Below are 15959 nucleotides of genomic sequence, written 5' to 3'. Positions count from 1 at the left end.
TTTCTCGCTAGGCTGATCTTGTGGACGTGGGGGAGATCGGGCGGACTCTGGCAGAACGGCTTCGCGACGCGGTCGGCGAGCGTCGGTCGGACGCGGTGCTGCAAATCTCGTGGCACGGCCGGGGAATACGGGCCGCGGAGTGGCTGGACGAGGGGCCGCCGGAGGACCCGAACCTGTACGTCGACACCTTCGGGGTGTTCCCGCCCGACTTGCCGCATGGAGTGTACGAAATGCGGCTGCGCCGGGACGGCAGTTACCGGTTCTCGTTCAGCTCCGACATCGAGCTGCTGACCGAGCGGGCCCGCCTCGTGTTCGACCCGGATTTCCGCTACCCGGGGCACCCAGTGCCCGGCATGCCGAGACCAGCGGGCATCGAGCCGACCGGGAGGCCGACCGATCCGGCGGTACTGCGGGAAGTCGGCGCTCTCGTCGGAGAGTTCGCCGAGCGGTACACCGCGATCATGGGACACGCCCCCGAGTGGGCTCCCGGAGCCAGCGAGGAGGAAATCGCCGCGGCGGAAACTCAGATCGGGGTTCGGCTGCCGGAAGACCTGCGCGCGCTTTTCCGGTTGGTCGGCGAGGATTCCGGTGAGACCGGGCTGCTCAGCTACTACGCCCACGATTCCCTGGAGACGTTGGTCAGGGAGTACCACGACGGCCTGCCCGGCTCATGCGCCGGAGTCTCGTTCGACAGCCCGCTGGAAGACACTTGCCCCGTGTTCGACGCCGATCCGCCGGGGCGGCTCAAGCGCGTGTTTCGCAATGACTGGTGGGTGACCTTCGGCGGCAACCACGGCGGCGAGTATCTCGCTGTTGACCTCGATCCGGACATCGAGGGGAAGCCGGGCCAAGTGCTCGCGTACGGCGACTTCTCCGAAACGCCGCGCCTGGTCGGCACCTCGGTCGCTGAAATGATCGAGGAGGTCTTGAAAGCGCTGCGCGCGGGCCGGTACACCCTGCACGAAGGCGATCACCGGATCGAGGTCCACGCGTCCTTTACCGGTCTGCCGGTGCGGGACCCCGCCGAGAGCGTTCGCGATCGGGCGGATCCGGCTGAGGCGATCGCCGGTGCCGAACATCCGGAACTGGTCCAGGCCTGCTACCTCCGCCACGAGGGCGACCTCGACCTGACCGTGTTCGAGTCGCTCGGCTCGCTGCGCGACATCGGCGTGCGCGGCGCGAAAACCGTGACTCCCACTGTGACGAACCTACCGCTCCTGGAATCCCTCACCATCGCCGCCGAACAGGCCGACCTCGAAGCGCTCACCGGTCATCCGACCCTGTGGGATCTCACCCTCAGCGACCTCACCCACCCAGTCGACCTGTCCCCACTGGCCACCCTCCCGAACCTCACCCGGCTCACCATCAGCGGCCTGGACATCCCAGCCATCGACCAACTAGCCCACCTGCCAGCCCTGCGCGTACTCACCCTCGACGCGAACCAGCTCACCCGCCTCCTGGCCTCCGGCCACCGTCTCCCCCAGCTGGCCGCCCTGACCATCTCCGGCCGCGTCCTGCTCCCCGACGCCGTCGAGTTCCTCCGTCAGCTCCGCGGCGCCGACGTCCACCTGCAAGAGTTCACCGGCTCGCTCAGCGCTCCTCCCGAGCCGGAGCGGGCATAGTCACCACAAACCCCGTGCTGCGTCCCAAATCGTCCAGCAGCCAGCCCATCCGCTTGACCGTCCGCAGGATCAGCGCCGAGTCCACCACCGACAGCGGCGCGAGGTCCTGTTCCAGATGTTCCTGCATCCGCATCGATTCCTCGATCGACCGCATCCACGTGGTCACCAAAAGATTCGCCGGCCCGGGCAAACTCGCCATCTGCCGCACGGTCGGGTTGGCACGCAACCGGTCCACGCACGTCGACACGTGGGCCACCGGCACCTGGCACCACCAGTTCACGACGATCGGCGACGGCGTCAAGCCCTGCGCGATCTCGCAGCGGAACGTCAAAGCATCGGCGTTCAGCAGGTGTCCGAGCTGGCGGCGCACGGTCGAGACCGGACGGCCGGTGATCCGCGCCAGATCAGCGGCGCTGCGTCGGCCGTCCTCGCCCAAGGCGACAGTCAAAGGCGCGTAAGGCTCTTCCCACGGCTGCAGTTTGGCCATTCGCCCGCCGCCGATGGACGGTAGTTGCGACAGAGCCTGCACTCGCCGTCGATCCAGCGCGCCTACTCGCCAGGAGCTGCCTTCGACGTGCAGGCGCGACGCGAGGTGCGAGCGGGTGTTGAGCACCCCGGGCAGGCTGGGGATCGCGTCCAGCAGCAAGGCGGACAGGTCGCGCAGGCCGAGGCCGAAAACGGTCAGCACCAGGCTGTATTCCCGCGAAGCCTCCTCGATGCTGGCCACCGAAGGCCACGTCGCCAGCTCGCGGATCAGTTCGCGTACCTGGCCGCTCGCGCAGCGGATTTCCACGTACGCGGCCTGCACCTGGTACAGCCCGGGCACGTGCGGATACGCCGTCACCCACGCCGCTCCCCCGTCGCGCAGGCGTTCCCAGCGCCGGGCCAGCGTCACCGGGGAGGAGTCGAGCGCCGCGGCCAGTTGCGTCCAGGTGGCGCGGGGGCGCAGTTGCAGTGCGTGGATGAGCGAAAAGTCTTCCTCCTCCAGTGAGTCGATCATTGTTTCTTCTCCAGAGGGCCGGTTCGCGAGCGATTCCGACAACTCTAACGCGATATCAGGCGTGAGTTCGCACACTCGACCACCAAGACGCCGTTCCCCGACGAAGAGGAGCCGAGCCGGTGGACCTCCACGAAGACGCCCGCAGCCAGCAGGACGATCTGGCGCGGCTGCGCCAGGAACTGCACCGCGAGCCCGAGATCGGCCTCGACCTGCCGCGCACCCAGGAACGGGTCCTGCGCGAACTCGACGGGCTCGGGCTGGAGATCTCCACCGGCACCGGCACGACGTCGGTGACCGCGGTGCTCCGCGGCGAAGGCTCCGCCCGGGATTCGGCTCAGCCGCGCACGGTCCTGTTGCGCGCCGACATGGACGCGCTCCCGGTTCAGGAAGCGACCGGGCTCGATTTCGCCGCTACCAACGGCGCGATGCACGCGTGCGGCCACGATTTGCACACCACGTCGCTGGTCGGCGCGGCCCGGCTGCTCCACACGCACCGCGACCGGATCAACGGCGACGTCGTCCTGATGTTCCAGCCCGGCGAAGAAGGCTGGGACGGCGCGGGCGTGATGCTGAAGGAAGGCGTGCTCGACGCCGCCGGCCGACGCGTCGACGCCGCGTACGGGCTCCACGTCTTCTCGTCGATGCTGCCCAGCGGCCAGTTCGCGAGCCGTCCCGGGACGCTGATGTCGGCGTCGCACAAGCTGCTCGTGACCGTGCACGGCGAAGGCGGCCACGGGTCGATGCCGCACCGTGCCAAGGACCCGATCTCCGCCGCCGCGGCGATGATCACCGCGCTGCAGACGATGATCACGCGCCGCCTGGACATCTTCGACCCGGCGGTGCTCACCGTCGGCGTCATCCGCGGCGGCACGAAGCGCAACGTCATCCCCGCGACCGCCGAGTTCGAGGCCACCGTCCGCTGCTTCTCCGACGACACCGCCGCTCTGCTGGACACCACGATCCGCGAGACGATCGACGGTGTCGCGCGGGCGAACGGCGTCACCGCGGACGTCGTGTTCGAGAACGAATATCCAGTGACCGTAACGGATGTCGACGAAACGGCGTTCGGCGCCGAGGTCGTCCGCGAGACGATCGGCGAGCAGTACTACACCGATCTGCCCAACCCGGTCGCCGGTTCCGAGGACTTCTCCCGCGTGCTCGCCGCGGTGCCGGGCACGTTCCTCGGCCTCGGCGCGCTGATGCCGGGCCTCGAACCGGACACCGCGCCCAACAACCACAGCCCGTACGCCGATTTCGACCCGTCCGTGCTGTCCCGCGCCGCCACCGTCTACGCCGAACTCGCCGTCCGCCGTCTCGACCGGTTCGCCGAAGGAGCATTGCGATGACTTCTGTGGTCCCAGACCGTCGCCGCACCCTGTTCGGGCTCGGCGCCGGCAACGCGATGGAGTGGTTCGACTGGAACGTCTACGCCACGTTCGCGTCGTTCTTCGCCGCGCAGTTCTTCAACGCTCACAGCGCCGTTTCGGCTCTGCTGAGCACGCTCGCGGTATTCGCGGTCGGCTTCGCCGCGCGGCCGATCGGCGGCTGGGTGTTCGGCTGGATCGCCGACCGCAAGGGCCGCCAGCTGGCGATGGCGCTGACCGTCGCGATCGCCGCCGCGGGCAGCCTGGTCATCGGCCTTTCCCCGACGTACGGCCAAATCGGCGTGTGGGCGTCGGTGATCCTGGTGGTCGCACGGCTGGCACAGGGCCTCGCGCACGGCGGCGAGCTGCCGTCCGCGCAGACCTACATCGCCGAGGTCGCGCCGCCGGCCCGCCGCGGACTGTGGTCGAGCCTGATCTACTTCTCCGGCACCTGCGGCGTCCTCGTCGGCACCCTGCTCGGCGCGGTCCTTTCCGGCGTGCTGACCCACGAGCAGATGCTCTCCTTCGGCTGGCGGATCCCGTTCATCCTCGGCGGCGTCTTCGGGATCTACTCGCTCTACGTGCGGCTCCGCATGCGCGAGACCGAGGTCTTCCAGGCGGCGAAGAAGGACGCCGGGAAGGAAAAGGGCCAGATCTGGCAGACGATCAAGCAGAACCCGAAGCTGCTCGCCCAGGTCATCGGCCTGACGGTCGGCGCGACGGTCATCTACTACATGTGGGCCGTCGCCGCGCCGTCGTACGCGATCACCGTGCGCGGCGTCCCGCCGACCGGCGCGCTGTGGGCGGGCGTGTTCGCGAACGTGGTCTTCCTGATCGCCTTGCCGCTGTGGGGAATCGTGTCCGACCGCATCGGCCGCAAGCCGGTGCTGTTCATCGCGATCGCGGGCCTGCTCCTGCTGAGCTTCCCGCTGAACGCGATGGTCGGGCACGAGGCGTGGCAGCTGTTCGTGGCGATGTCGATCGCGCTGATCTTCATGGCCGGGTTCTCCTCGATCGGCCCGGCGGTCTACGCGGAAATCTTCCCGACCCGCATCCGCGCGGTCGGCGTCGGAGTCCCGTACTCGATCGCGGTCGCGGCGTTCGGCGGCACAGCGCCGTACTTGCAGACGCTGTTCGCCGGTAACGGACATCCGTCGCTGTTCATCGTCTACGGGATCGTGCTGATGGTGATCAGCGCGCTGGTGGTGTTCACCCTGCCGGAGACCCGGGGCGTGGACCTGCGGGAGAAGACGGAAGCGGCCGACCGGGCGGTCACCGGGTCAGGAGCATAGGGCGGAGCCACCGTCCGTCTCTTGTGGACAGTTCGCCACGCGGCCGTGCGGGGTTCCCCGCACGGCCGTCGGCGTGCTTCAGCTGTCCGCCTGAGTCTCGCCCAGCTGCCACCACAGCGCCGCGCGCAGCCGTTCGATCAGGGCCTCGTCGTCGTCCTCGCTCGGGTCCGCTCCCAGCGGCACCCAGCGTTCCTCCACCAGTTCGCCGTCGTCGTAGCTGCTGATCAGTATCCCCGGATACGAAACCGTCAGCTCGTCCTCCGGGCAGCCGGTCGCGCACGGCCGGTCGTCCATCCGCACATGCCGGTAGTGCAACCGCACCCCGACCCATCGGCCGGACGGCCGCGGCTGCTGGTCCGTGCCGTCCATCGCCCGCTCCCGCTCGCCCCACGTCCCCCGGCTGAAGGTCGCGCCCGGGGCGGCCGGAGTTACCGGCCGGTTGTTCCGGTTGGGTAACGGCATCCGGCGCCGACGCCGCGGGGCGCTTCGCAACGTGTTGACAACGACCTCGCCCGGCGGCGAGGCTGGCCCGGTGAACAGCGGATCTCGGCGGCGGCTGGACCCCGCGCAGCGCCGCGCCGAGATCCTCGCCGCGGCCCGGCGGTGCTTCGGCGCCGGCAGCTACTCCTCGGTGTCCACTTCGGACATCGCGGCCGCCGCGGGAGTCGCCCGGCCGCTGATCAACCACTATTTCGGCGGCAAACGCGAGCTGTACCTCGAAGTGGTGCGGCAGATGACGATCGTGCCCGCCCCGGTCGTCGACGCGCTGCCGGACGGCCCGCCCCGGCTGCGGCTCGAGGTCGGCATCGACCGGTGGATCGACGTCGTGGAACGCAACCGCGACGCCTGGCTGACCGTGATCGACGCGGCGCACGACCCGGAGGTCGAGCGGATCATGCGCGAGGCGGACGAGATCGCCGCCGACCGCGTGCTCGCCGCCGCCCAGCTGCCCGAGAACGGGCATCCGCAGCTGCGGGCGATGATCCGCGCGTACGGCGGGATGTTGCGCGCCGCGTCCCGGGAATGGCTCGTCCGCGGCACGCTGGAGCGGGCCGAACTGCGCGCGTTCCTGGTGGAATCGCTGGTGCAGCTGCTGGAAGTCACCTATCCGGCGGTACTGGCGCAAAAGAACTAACGGTTGCGGCGGGCGTACGCGGCCGGAGTCGTCCCGGTCCAGCGTTTGAAGGCGTAGATGAAGCTCGACGCTTCGGCGTAGCCAAGGCGCAGGGCGACGTCGTCGACGGACAGCACGCCGGTGTCGAGCATTTCTTCCGCGAGCGTCTGCCGGACTTCGTCCAGCAGTTGCCGGTAGCCGGTACCCGCCTCGGTCAGCCGCCGTCGCAGGGTTCGCGTGCTGAGGGTGAGCTGACGGGCGATCTCGTCCATCCCGGCGTCCGCGCCGCCGAGCCGCACCAGTCGTTCGCGCACCAGCTGCGGGACGCCCGAGCGCGTGCGGCGGCGGGCGACGAGAGCGTCGCACTGCGCGGCGCACAAGGCGACGGTTTGCTCGTTGGCCTGCGGCAGCGGAAGGTTCAGCAGCTCCGGATCGAGGGTGACCCGGTGTTCGGCCGCGCCGAAGACCGGGGCGACGCCGAAGGCCGTCCGGTAAGAGTCCACAAAGGACGACGACGGGAAGCGGAACTCCAGGCGTTCCAAGGAGATCTCCGGCAGCAGGTCCCGCATGACGGTGCAGATCGCGGACAGGTCGCGCAGCGCGAGGAACCGGGCGACGTCGTCCGGCACCCGCGAATCGTCCAGCACCAGGCGGAGTCCGGCGGCGTCCAGCTCGACGTGCGGAATGCAGAAGGTGAAGGACAAATCCAGGTAGCGCAACGCGAACACCATCGCGTCGCGCATCGTCGGGCTGCTGATGCAGGCGAACCCGAAGATGCCGAACGTCGTCGCGCGGTACCGGCAGCCGAGGCTGAGCGCGACGTCGTCGCCCGAGCCGACCGTCGACAGCAATGCCCGCACGACGGCCAGCTCCTGCCGCGCGTCGAGCTGCCGATCCGGCGCGCGCAGTTCCTCGACCGGCACTCCGGGCAGCGAGACGCCGCGTTCCTCGGCGAAGCGGTGCATGAGCAGCACACTCGCCGTGCCGCGCGGGTAGTCCCAGTCGCGGATGGCGGGTGCGGCTAGCTCGGCCATGGCCGGAATTATGGATCAACTGCCCGCCCGCGTGCGTTCGAGGGCCAAAACTGTCCGGGTTGCTCGTTAAGCTCCCGCCGTGCACCTTTCCCACCGCGTCCTCAACCGCGCCACCCTCCACCGGCAACTGCTCCTGAAGCCCGCCAAGATGCCGGTGCTCGACGCCGTCACCCACCTCGCCGGACTGCAAGCGCAAGCGCCGTTCCCGCCGTACTACGCGCTGTGGTGCCGGTTGCAGGGCTTCCAGCCGGACGATCTCGCGAGCCTGCTGCTCGACCGCAGCGTGGTGCGGATGGTGCTGATGCGCGGCACGGTGCACCTCGTCCCGGCCGCGGACGCGCTCGCGTGGCGGCCGCTGGTGCAGATCGTCATGGACCGCGCCCTGACCGCGGCCAACCAGCATCGGGAACCGCTGTCCAAACTCGACCACGACGCGGTGGCGAAGACGACCAGCGAGTTGCTGCGCGAGCGGCCGTATTCGAGCGATCAGCTCGGCAAAGCGCTGGTCGAGCACTATCCGGAGACGCCGGCCGGGTCGCTGATGTTCCTGGTCCGCGCCATCCTGCCGCTCGTGCAGATCCCGCCGCGCGGCGTGTGGGGCAAGGCCGGGCAGCCCACCTACCAGGTCGCGGACCACTGGCTCGACGGCGTCGACGCGCCGGAGCAGTCCGCCGCCGAACTGGTCCGCCGCTATCTCGCCGCGTTCGGCCCGGCGTCGGTGGCTGACGTGCAGGCCTGGGCCGGCGTCACGAAGCTCGGCGAGGTGGTTGAGGAGATGGACTTGCGCACGTACCTCGACCCCGAAGGACGCACGCTCTACGACCTGCCGGACGCGACGCTGCCTGACGAGGACACGCCCGCGCCGACGAGGCTGCTCGGTCCGTTCGACCAGACGCTGCTGTCCTACGCCGACCGCACCCGGATGATCAGCGACGAGCACCGCAAACGCGTGATCACCATCAACGGCCTGGTCAAAGGCACCCTGCTGGTCGACGGCCAGGTCCGGGGAATCTGGGAGACCACCACCAGCCGCGCGTCGGCGACGATGGTCCTCACCCCGTTTGAACGGCTCGCGAAACACAACACGGCAGCGTTGGAAAGCTCCGCGCGAAAGCTGCTCGCGTGGGCCGAGCCCGGCAAGACGCACGAGGTCCAGGTCGTGCCCGGGTAGCCGCGTCCGCTGGCCGGAATTCTCGATCGAGTGGCCGTTCGTGCCTTCCGCACCGGCGGCCGCCTGCGTAACTTCGGCCTATGGACGACACCCCGTCGGTGCTGATCGTCGGCACCGGGTTCGGCGGAATCGGCGCCGCGATCGAGCTGAAGCGCGCCGGTTTCCCGAACGTCACGATCCTCGAGCGGGCGGCCGAACCGGGCGGCGTGTGGCGCGAGAACACCTACCCCGGCGCGGCCTGCGACATCCCGTCGCCGCTGTACTCGTTCTCCTTCGAGCCCAATCCGGACTGGCCGAAGCGGTACGCGATGCAGCCGGACATCCACGCCTACCTCAAGCGCGTGATCGCGAAATACGGCATCGAACCGCACATCCGGTACGGCCGCGAGGTCACGTCCGCGACCTACGACGACGGCCGCTGGCGCGTCGAGACCGCACAGGGCGAAACCTTCGAGGCAGACGTCTTCGTGCCCGCCGTCGGCCAGCTTTCCCGGCCCGCCTTGCCGTCGATCCCCGGCCGCGAAACCTTCGCGGGAGCGGCCTTCCACTCCGCGGAGTGGAATCACGAAATCCCGTTGGCGGGCAAGCGGATCGCGGTGATCGGCACCGGCGCGAGTGCGATCCAGTTCGTGCCGGAGATCCGCAAGGAAGCCGCGCACGTCACGGTCTTCCAGCGCACGCCGCCCTACATCATGGCCAAGAACGACGGCCGCTACAAAGCCTGGCAGAAGCGGCTTTTCCGTCGCGTGCCGAAGACGCAGCTGTTCGGCCGCGCGCGGATCTTCCTGCTCGCCGAGTACGCGACCTACGGCATGACGCGGCACCCGGTGCTGACCAAGGCCTTCGAACTGCGCACCGCTCAACTGCGCCGCCGTCATCTCAAGGACCGCACGCTGCGCCGCAAGGTCAAGCCGGACTATCCGCTGGGCTGCAAGCGGATCTTGTTCACCAACGACTACCTGCCCGCGCTCGCCCAGCCGAACGTGTCGGTCGAAACGTCCTCGATCAAGGAGATCACCCCGCGCGGCGTGCGCACCGCGGACGGCGTCGAGCACGAGGCGGACGTGCTGATCTACGGCACCGGATTCAAGGCGACGGAATTCCTCGGCCCGATGAAGGTGTTCGGCCGCGACGGACGGTCGCTGGCCGAGGCGTGGAGCGGCGGCGCGCGGGCGTACCTCGGCATGACGGTGCCGGGATTCCCGAACCTGTTCTGCGTCTACGGCCCCAACACCAACCTCGGCGCGGGTTCGATCATCTACATGATCGAACGGCAAGCCCGCTACCTCCGCCAGGCCGTCGAGCACCTCGCCCGGCCGGACGTGGCGTCGCTGGAGGTGCGCGCCGAGGTCGAGGAGCGCTACGACCGCGAGGTGCAGGCGCGGCTCTCGCACAGCGTCTGGAGCGGGTGCACGAGCTGGTACCGGCAGGAGAACGGCCGGGTGAGCACCAACTGGCCCGGGCTGGTCACCGAATACGACCGCCGGACCAGGGCACTCGACCCGGCCGACTACCTGGTGCGTTCGATCAGGGCAGGTTCTTCAGGCCCGCGCTGACCGTGTTGGAGAAGGAGTAGCCGTTCGACGCGTCCCAGTTGATGGACCAGGTCATCGCGCCGCGGAACTCCGGGTAGGTCGTCGAAGGCTTGAACGAAGCGCAGCCGGTGCCCTTGGCCATGCAGTTCATCGCCGACACGACGTTCGACGGCGACTGGTACCCGCCGCCGGCCGCCGAGCCCGAGGACGGCAGCCCGAACGCGACCTGGTCGGCCCGCAGTCCGCCCTGCAGCTGGATGCACGAGAGCGCGGTGAGGAAGTCGACGGTGCCCTGGGAGTAGACGTTCCCGTTGCAGCCGTTCATCGCGCCCGAGTTGTAGTACTGCATGTTGACGACGGTGAGGATGTCCTTGACGTTCAGCGCCAGCTGGAAGTAGCCGCCCTGGGTGGACTGCATGTCGATCGTCTGCGGCGCCATGGTGATCACCGAGCCGCCGCCGTCGTGGATGCTGCGCAGCGCCTGCCCCATGTAGGTGGCGTTGATGCCGTTCTCCAGGTCGATGTCGACGCCGTCGAAGCCGTAGGTCGAGATCAGCTGCTTCACCGAGTTGGCGAAGTTGCTCGCCGACTGGCTGTCGCCGACGCTGATCGTGCCCTTCTCGCCGCCGACCGAGATGATCACCTTCTGGCCGCGTGCCTGCACGGTCTTGATGTCCGCGCGGAACTGCGCGTCGGTGTAGCCGCCGAGTTTCGACGACAACGCCGGGTCGAGTGTGAAGCTCACCGCGCCGGGCGTCGTGGTCGCGTCGGCGAAGGCGATCGCGATGACGTTGTACGTCGTGGGCACGTCAGCGAGCTTCAGGGTCTTCGCGCCGTTGTCGAAGTTCTGCCAGTAGCCGGTGAGGATGTGCTTCGGCAGGTCGCCGTTGTGCGGCGGGGTGCTGGTCGTGGTGGTCGTCGGCGGCGTGGTCGGAGTGGTCGGGGTCGTGGGCGTCGTCGGCGAAGTGGAGGTCGTGGGCGGGGTGCCCGGGCCGTCGAGGCTGACGTCGTCGGCGAGGTAGGCGGGCTGGCCGTACCAGCCGTGCAGGTACACCGTGAGGCTCGTGGACGAGCCGGTGGTGAAGCTCAGGCTGAGCTGCTGCCAGCCGGTCGCTCCGGGCGTCCAGGTGTTCTGCACGGCCGAACCGGAGACGCCGAGGTAGACGTAGCTGCCCTGGACCCACGCGGACAGCTTGTACGCGGTGTTGGGCTGCACGGTGACCTGCTGGGAGCACTGCCCGGTGTCGGAACCGGAGGGCACCGCGCTCAGCGAGTGGCTGCCGTCGTGCGCCTGGGTCGAGACGACCGACGAGGTGCCGGTGCAGGTCCAGCCGGAGAGCGAGCCGCTCTCGAAGCCGGGATTGGCGAGGATGTTCGCGGCCGACGCGCTGGTGGTGCCGAGGGCCAGCGTGACTCCGAGCGCGAGCGCGACCGAGGCCAGCAGGGACACCAGGGCGGGCAGCCGCCGGGGGGACGGGTGTGGGGACACGGGCAGACCTCCGCAGGGGCAGTGAGCCAGATCACCTCAAAATGGACTAGACCAATACGGATGTCAAGGAACTTCCGGAGGTGCTTCGGCGGGCCATCCGCAGCGCGCGGGGCGGGCAGCGGCACAATGCAGGCTCGGAGCAACCCGAGACGAAGCAGGAGCCTGGTTTTGAGCGTGCAGTCGGTCGAGCAGCGGATCGCCGAAGAGCTGGGGGTGCGCGAAGGGCAGGTCAAGGCCGCCGTCACCCTCCTCGACGAGGGGTCCACGGTGCCGTTCATCGCCCGGTACCGCAAGGAAGTCACCGGAGAGCTGGACGACGCGCAGCTGCGCACGCTCGAGGAGCGGCTGCGCTACCTGCGCGAGCTCGACGAGCGCCGCGCCGCGGTCCTGGAGTCCATCCGGAGCCAGGGCAAGCTGGACGAGGCGCTCGAGGCGCAGATCCTCGCCGCGGACACGAAGTCGCGGCTGGAGGACATCTACCTGCCCTACAAGCCGAAGCGGCGGACCAAGGCGCAGATCGCCCGCGAGGCCGGTCTGGAGCCGCTGGCCGACGGCCTGCTGAACGACCCGACGACCGATCCGCAGGCGGCCGCCGCGGTATTCGTCGACGCGGACAAGGGCGTCGCGGACGCGCAGGCCGCCCTCGACGGCGCGCGCGCCATCCTGGTCGAGCGCTTCGCCGAGGACGCCGACCTGATCGGCGAGCTGCGCGAGAAGATGTGGACCGAGGGCCATCTGGCGTCGAAGGTCCGCGCGGGCAAGGAGACCGACGGGGCCAAGTTCTCCGACTACTTCGACTTCTCCGAGCCCTACACCAAGCTCCCCTCGCACCGGATCCTCGCGATGCTCCGCGGCGAGAAGGAAGAGATCCTCGACCTGTCGATGGAGCCTTCCGAGCCGGTCGCCGAGGACGCTCCGGTCCGCGTCGGCCCGACCGAGTACGAGCAGCGCATCGCCGCGCGGTTCGGCATCAGCCAGCAGGACCGCCCGGCGGACAAGTGGCTCGGCGACACCGTGCGCTGGGCCTGGCGCACGAAGATCCTCCTTCACCTGGGCATCGACCTGCGGATGCGGCTGCGCCAGTCGGCCGAGGACGACGCCGTGCGCGTGTTCGCCGCGAACCTGCGCGACCTGCTGCTGGCCGCCCCGGCGGGCACCCGCGCGACGATGGGCCTCGACCCGGGCTTCCGCACCGGCGTGAAGGTGGCCGTGGTCGACGCGACCGGCAAGGTCGTCGACACCCACGTCATCTACCCGCACCAGCCGGCGAACAAGTGGGACCAGTCGATCGCGGAGCTGGCCGTGCTGGCCGGGAAGCACAACGTCGACCTGATCTCGATCGGCAACGGCACCGCCTCGCGCGAGACCGACAAGCTGGCGATCGAGCTGATCAAGAAGCACCCGGAGCTGAAGCTCACCAAGGCCGTCGTGTCCGAGGCGGGCGCGTCGGTGTACTCGGCGTCGGCGTTCGCTTCGCAGGAACTGCCGGGCATGGACGTCTCGCTGCGCGGCGCGGTCTCGATCGCGCGCCGGCTGCAGGACCCGCTGGCCGAACTGGTGAAGATCGACCCGAAGTCGATCGGCGTCGGCCAGTACCAGCACGACCTGTCCGAGGTGTCGCTGTCGCGTTCGCTGGACGCGGTCGTCGAGGACTGCGTGAACGCGGTCGGCGTGGACGTGAACACCGCGTCCGCGCCGCTGCTGACCCGGGTTTCGGGCATCACGACCTCGCTCGCGGAGAACATCGTGGCGCATCGCGACTCCAACGGCCCGTTCCGCTCGCGGACCGCGCTCAAGGACGTCGCGCGGCTCGGCCCGAAGGCGTTCGAGCAGTGCGCGGGCTTCCTCCGGATCCCGGACGGCGACGACCCGCTCGACGCGTCCTCGGTGCACCCGGAGGCGTACCCGGTGGTGCGGCGGATCCTCGACCGCACCGGCACCGGCATCCGCGAGCTGATCGGCAACGCGCGGACCCTGCAGGCGCTGAAGCCCACGGAGTTCGTCGACGACACCTTCGGGCTCCCGACGGTCACCGACATCCTGTCCGAACTGGAGAAGCCGGGCCGCGACCCGCGTCCGGCGTTCAAGACCGCGACCTTCGCCGAGGGCGTCGAGAAGATCGGCGACCTCAAGCCGGGCATGCGCCTGGAGGGCGTGGTGACGAACGTGGCCGCGTTCGGCGCGTTCATCGACGTCGGCGTGCACCAGGACGGCCTCGCGCACGTTTCGGCGCTGTCGAAGAACTTCGTGAAGGACCCGCGCGACGTCGTGAAGCCGGGCGACATCGTCAAGGTGAAGGTCCTGGAGGTCGACGTGCCGCGCAAGCGGATCTCGCTGACCCTGCGCCTGGACGACGAGCCGGGTGCGGGCAACAACCGCGGCGGTGGCGGCGGCCGTGATCGCGGCCAGGGCGGCGGTGGCGGCGGTCAGGGCGGCGGCGGTCAGCGCCGGAACCAGCCGCAGCAGCGCGGCGGCGGCCGGGACCGTCGTGATTCCGGGGGCGGCGGCGCGATGGCGGACGCGCTGCGGCGCGCCGGATTCGGCAAGTAGCACAACGGAAAACGGCCTCCCGAACTGCTCGGGAGGCCGTTTTCGTTGTCTGGGCTCAGGGATTCATCTCGTACGCGCCGGAAAGCGCGCGCACCTTTTCCCACACGCGGTTGAACCGCTCGGCATCAACGACCGGCTTCCGCAGCCCGGCCAGCGCCAGCTCCTGCTGCTTCTCCGTCGAGCTCGACTTGCCGTGCAGATCGACCGCGGCGACGCTGAAGTCCTGCACCAGCACCGCGAACAGCTGGTCCAGCACATCGTCTGACACGCCGGTCAGCTCAGCCTGCTCCAGGATCAGCTGCCCGTACACGACGAGTGTGAACAGTTCGGTCAGCGCGAGGCCGAAGTCCAGGTCTTTCTGCTGCGCCTCGTCCGGCGTCGCCTCGGAAAGCAGCCGCACCAGCACGTTGGCCTGCTCGGTGAAGCGGGCGACGTTCGGCAGGTGCTTCGCGTTCTCGTACGCCGGTTTCCAGTCGTGGAACCGGATCTTCGACAGCCCGCGCGCCGGGCCCTGCCGGAACAGGAAGTCGTCGTCGGAGGCGTCGTCGCGGGTCGGCACCGCCGGGTATTCCTGCGGCGCGAACAGGTACGCGGGCATGAACTTCGCGATCAGCGCGAGGTTCACCGCGACCGTGCCCTCCAGCTTGGGCAGGCCGTCGATGTCGTTCTTGGCCATCGCGAGGTAGGTGTCGGCCTCGAAACCCTTGGCCGCCACGACATCCGCGACCAGTCCGATCACCTTCTGCGCCTCGGTGGTCACCTTCATCTTGGTGATCGGGTTGTACAGCAGGTAGCGGCGGTCCCGCTGGTTCGCCGAGCGGAAGTAGTCGATCGCGCGGTCGGAGAACAGCTTCATCCCGGTCAGCCGCGCGTACGCCTCGACGAATTCGCGGCGCACGTGCGGGAAATCGGTGACCGGGTTGCCGTACAGGATCCGGTTCTGCGCGTGCGTGATCGCCTCGTACAGCGAATGCGTCGCCATCCCGATGCCGCCGAAGCACAGGTTGAACTTGCCGATGTTGACCGTGTTCAGCGCGGCGCTGAAGGCTTCCGCCCCGGTGTGGAGGATGTCCTCGGCGCGCACCGGGTAGTCCTCGAGCCGGAACTCCGCGACGTACATCTGCGACGGCACGATGTTCTTCACGACGTGGTAGTTCGGGTGCTCGGAATCGGCGTAGAAGAACACGTACTGCTCGGGTCCTTCGACGCCGTCGATCCGGCCGAACACCGAAACCGTGCGCGCGCAGTTCCCGTTGCCGATGTAGTACTTCGACCCGTTCGCGCGGTAGCCGCCCTCGCCGTCCGGGGTGAGCACGAGGTCGGACGAGTAGATGTCCGCACCGTGCTCCTTTTCGGACAGTCCGAACGCGCCGACGCCGCCCTCGGCCAGCGCCTCCGCGGCACGCTTGCGGGCGGCCGCGTTCCCGCTCTGCCACACCGGTCCGAGGCCGAGGACGGTGACCTGGAACGGGTACCAGTAGTTGAGCCCGTAGAAGCCGAGGATTTCCGCCAGCGCGGCGATCCGGCTGGTGTCCCAGCGCTTGTCCGGGTCGCCCGCGGAATCCGCGGCCGGGGTGAGGAACGTGGCGAACAGGCCTTCCTTGCCCGCGAACTCCAGGAAGTCGGCGTAGAACTCGCGGTCGTGGTACGCCTGCGCGAGACGGCGTTTGCCGCGCGCTTCGAACCAGTCGATCGTCGCCCGCAGCAGCCGCTGGGTCTCCGGGTCGAACTTCCGGGCGTCGTAGTCGCGCGGGTTCAGCAGCGCTGTCGCCGTTTCGCTCATCGCAT

At 69.2% G+C, this 15959-nt stretch carries 12 protein-coding genes; 7 read left to right on the top strand and 5 right to left on the bottom strand.

Annotated elements, in window-relative coordinates:
- Positions 1-20: 20 nt before the first annotated feature.
- A complete protein-coding gene (locus WA670_RS16610; RefSeq protein WP_336158232.1) occupies positions 21-1622 on the top strand; it encodes an SMI1/KNR4 family protein in 1602 nt (533 codons plus the stop codon).
- Here the strand turns inward: WA670_RS16610 and WA670_RS16605 are convergent.
- Positions 1591-2622 carry an Lrp/AsnC family transcriptional regulator gene (locus WA670_RS16605; RefSeq protein ID WP_134663200.1) on the bottom strand — a complete coding sequence of 344 codons (1032 nt, stop codon included), beginning with the start codon at positions 2620-2622 and terminating at the stop codon, positions 1591-1593. The two genes, WA670_RS16610 and WA670_RS16605, sit on opposite strands and share 32 nt — an antisense overlap.
- Positions 2623-2741: 119 nt before the next feature.
- Here WA670_RS16605 and WA670_RS16600 point away from each other — a divergent pair, with 119 nt between their 5' ends.
- On the top strand, positions 2742-3968 hold the full coding sequence (locus WA670_RS16600; protein ID WP_238607954.1) for a M20 metallopeptidase family protein: 1227 nt from the start codon (positions 2742-2744) through the stop codon (positions 3966-3968).
- Entirely contained in the window at positions 3965-5278 is a 1314-nt protein-coding gene (locus WA670_RS16595; protein ID WP_275292085.1) for an MFS transporter, read from the top strand. Before WA670_RS16600 ends, WA670_RS16595 begins: the two co-directional genes overlap by 4 nt.
- Positions 5279-5356: 78 nt before the next feature.
- Here WA670_RS16595 and WA670_RS16590 read toward each other — a convergent pair whose 3' ends face one another.
- The gene (locus WA670_RS16590) at positions 5357-5647 is read right to left on the bottom strand and encodes a hypothetical protein (RefSeq protein WP_336158231.1); all 291 of its coding nucleotides are present in this window, start codon (positions 5645-5647) and stop codon (positions 5357-5359) included.
- A 163-nt stretch (positions 5648-5810) separates the two neighbouring features.
- On the opposite strand from WA670_RS16590, the gene WA670_RS16585 reads away from it, so the two are divergent.
- Positions 5811-6413 carry a TetR/AcrR family transcriptional regulator gene (locus tag WA670_RS16585; protein ID WP_200864558.1) on the top strand — a complete coding sequence of 201 codons (603 nt, stop codon included), beginning with the start codon at positions 5811-5813 and terminating at the stop codon, positions 6411-6413.
- Here the strand turns inward: WA670_RS16585 and WA670_RS16580 are convergent.
- Entirely contained in the window at positions 6410-7426 is a 1017-nt protein-coding gene (locus WA670_RS16580) for an AraC family transcriptional regulator (protein ID WP_134663202.1), read from the bottom strand. The genes WA670_RS16585 and WA670_RS16580 overlap by 4 nt on opposite strands.
- A gap of 79 nt (positions 7427-7505) precedes the next feature.
- Here WA670_RS16580 and WA670_RS16575 point away from each other — a divergent pair, with 79 nt between their 5' ends.
- On the top strand, positions 7506-8597 hold the full coding sequence (locus WA670_RS16575; RefSeq protein ID WP_336158230.1) for a winged helix DNA-binding domain-containing protein: 1092 nt from the start codon (positions 7506-7508) through the stop codon (positions 8595-8597).
- 80 nt (positions 8598-8677) lie between these two features.
- Positions 8678-10153, top strand: coding sequence for a flavin-containing monooxygenase (locus tag WA670_RS16570; protein ID WP_134663204.1), 1476 nt, complete (start codon positions 8678-8680; stop codon positions 10151-10153).
- Here WA670_RS16570 and WA670_RS16565 read toward each other — a convergent pair.
- Positions 10125-11621, bottom strand: a complete 1497-nt coding sequence (locus WA670_RS16565; RefSeq protein WP_336158229.1) for a chitinase — start codon at positions 11619-11621, stop codon at positions 10125-10127. The two genes, WA670_RS16570 and WA670_RS16565, sit on opposite strands and share 29 nt — an antisense overlap.
- A gap of 126 nt (positions 11622-11747) precedes the next feature.
- On the opposite strand from WA670_RS16565, the gene WA670_RS16560 reads away from it, so the two are divergent.
- Positions 11748-14171 carry a Tex family protein gene (locus WA670_RS16560; RefSeq protein WP_336158228.1) on the top strand — a complete coding sequence of 808 codons (2424 nt, stop codon included), beginning with the start codon at positions 11748-11750 and terminating at the stop codon, positions 14169-14171.
- Between the two features lie 55 nt (positions 14172-14226).
- Here the strand turns inward: WA670_RS16560 and WA670_RS16555 are convergent, their stop codons facing one another.
- Positions 14227-15954 (bottom strand): acyl-CoA dehydrogenase, encoded by a 1728-nt coding sequence (locus tag WA670_RS16555; RefSeq protein ID WP_336158227.1) that lies wholly within the window; start codon positions 15952-15954, stop codon positions 14227-14229.
- Positions 15955-15959 lie beyond the last annotated feature (5 nt).

This window comes from Amycolatopsis sp. VC5-11 (assembly GCF_037034185.1).
Lineage (GTDB): Bacteria > Actinomycetota > Actinomycetes > Mycobacteriales > Pseudonocardiaceae > Amycolatopsis > Amycolatopsis nivea.
Note: the sequence above shows the minus strand (reverse complement) of the source record. Positions and strands in the feature narration are given on the sequence as shown.

What these genes read in the sequence shown, in the direction of transcription:
- WA670_RS16605 (WP_134663200.1), bottom strand. Translation starts at nt 2,622, where the DNA reads ATGATCGACTCACTGGAGGAGGAAGACTTTTCGCTCATCCACGCACTG.
- WA670_RS16580 (WP_134663202.1), bottom strand. Translation starts at nt 7,426, where the DNA reads ATGGCCGAGCTAGCCGCACCCGCCATCCGCGACTGGGACTACCCGCGC.
- WA670_RS16555 (WP_336158227.1), bottom strand. Translation starts at nt 15,954, where the DNA reads ATGAGCGAAACGGCGACAGCGCTGCTGAACCCGCGCGACTACGACGCC.
- WA670_RS16560 (WP_336158228.1), top strand. Translation starts at nt 11,748, where the DNA reads ATGCAGGCTCGGAGCAACCCGAGACGAAGCAGGAGCCTGGTTTTGAGC.
- WA670_RS16595 (WP_275292085.1), top strand. Translation starts at nt 3,965, where the DNA reads ATGACTTCTGTGGTCCCAGACCGTCGCCGCACCCTGTTCGGGCTCGGC.
- WA670_RS16590 (WP_336158231.1), bottom strand. Translation starts at nt 5,647, where the DNA reads ATGGACGGCACGGACCAGCAGCCGCGGCCGTCCGGCCGATGGGTCGGG.
- WA670_RS16570 (WP_134663204.1), top strand. Translation starts at nt 8,678, where the DNA reads ATGGACGACACCCCGTCGGTGCTGATCGTCGGCACCGGGTTCGGCGGA.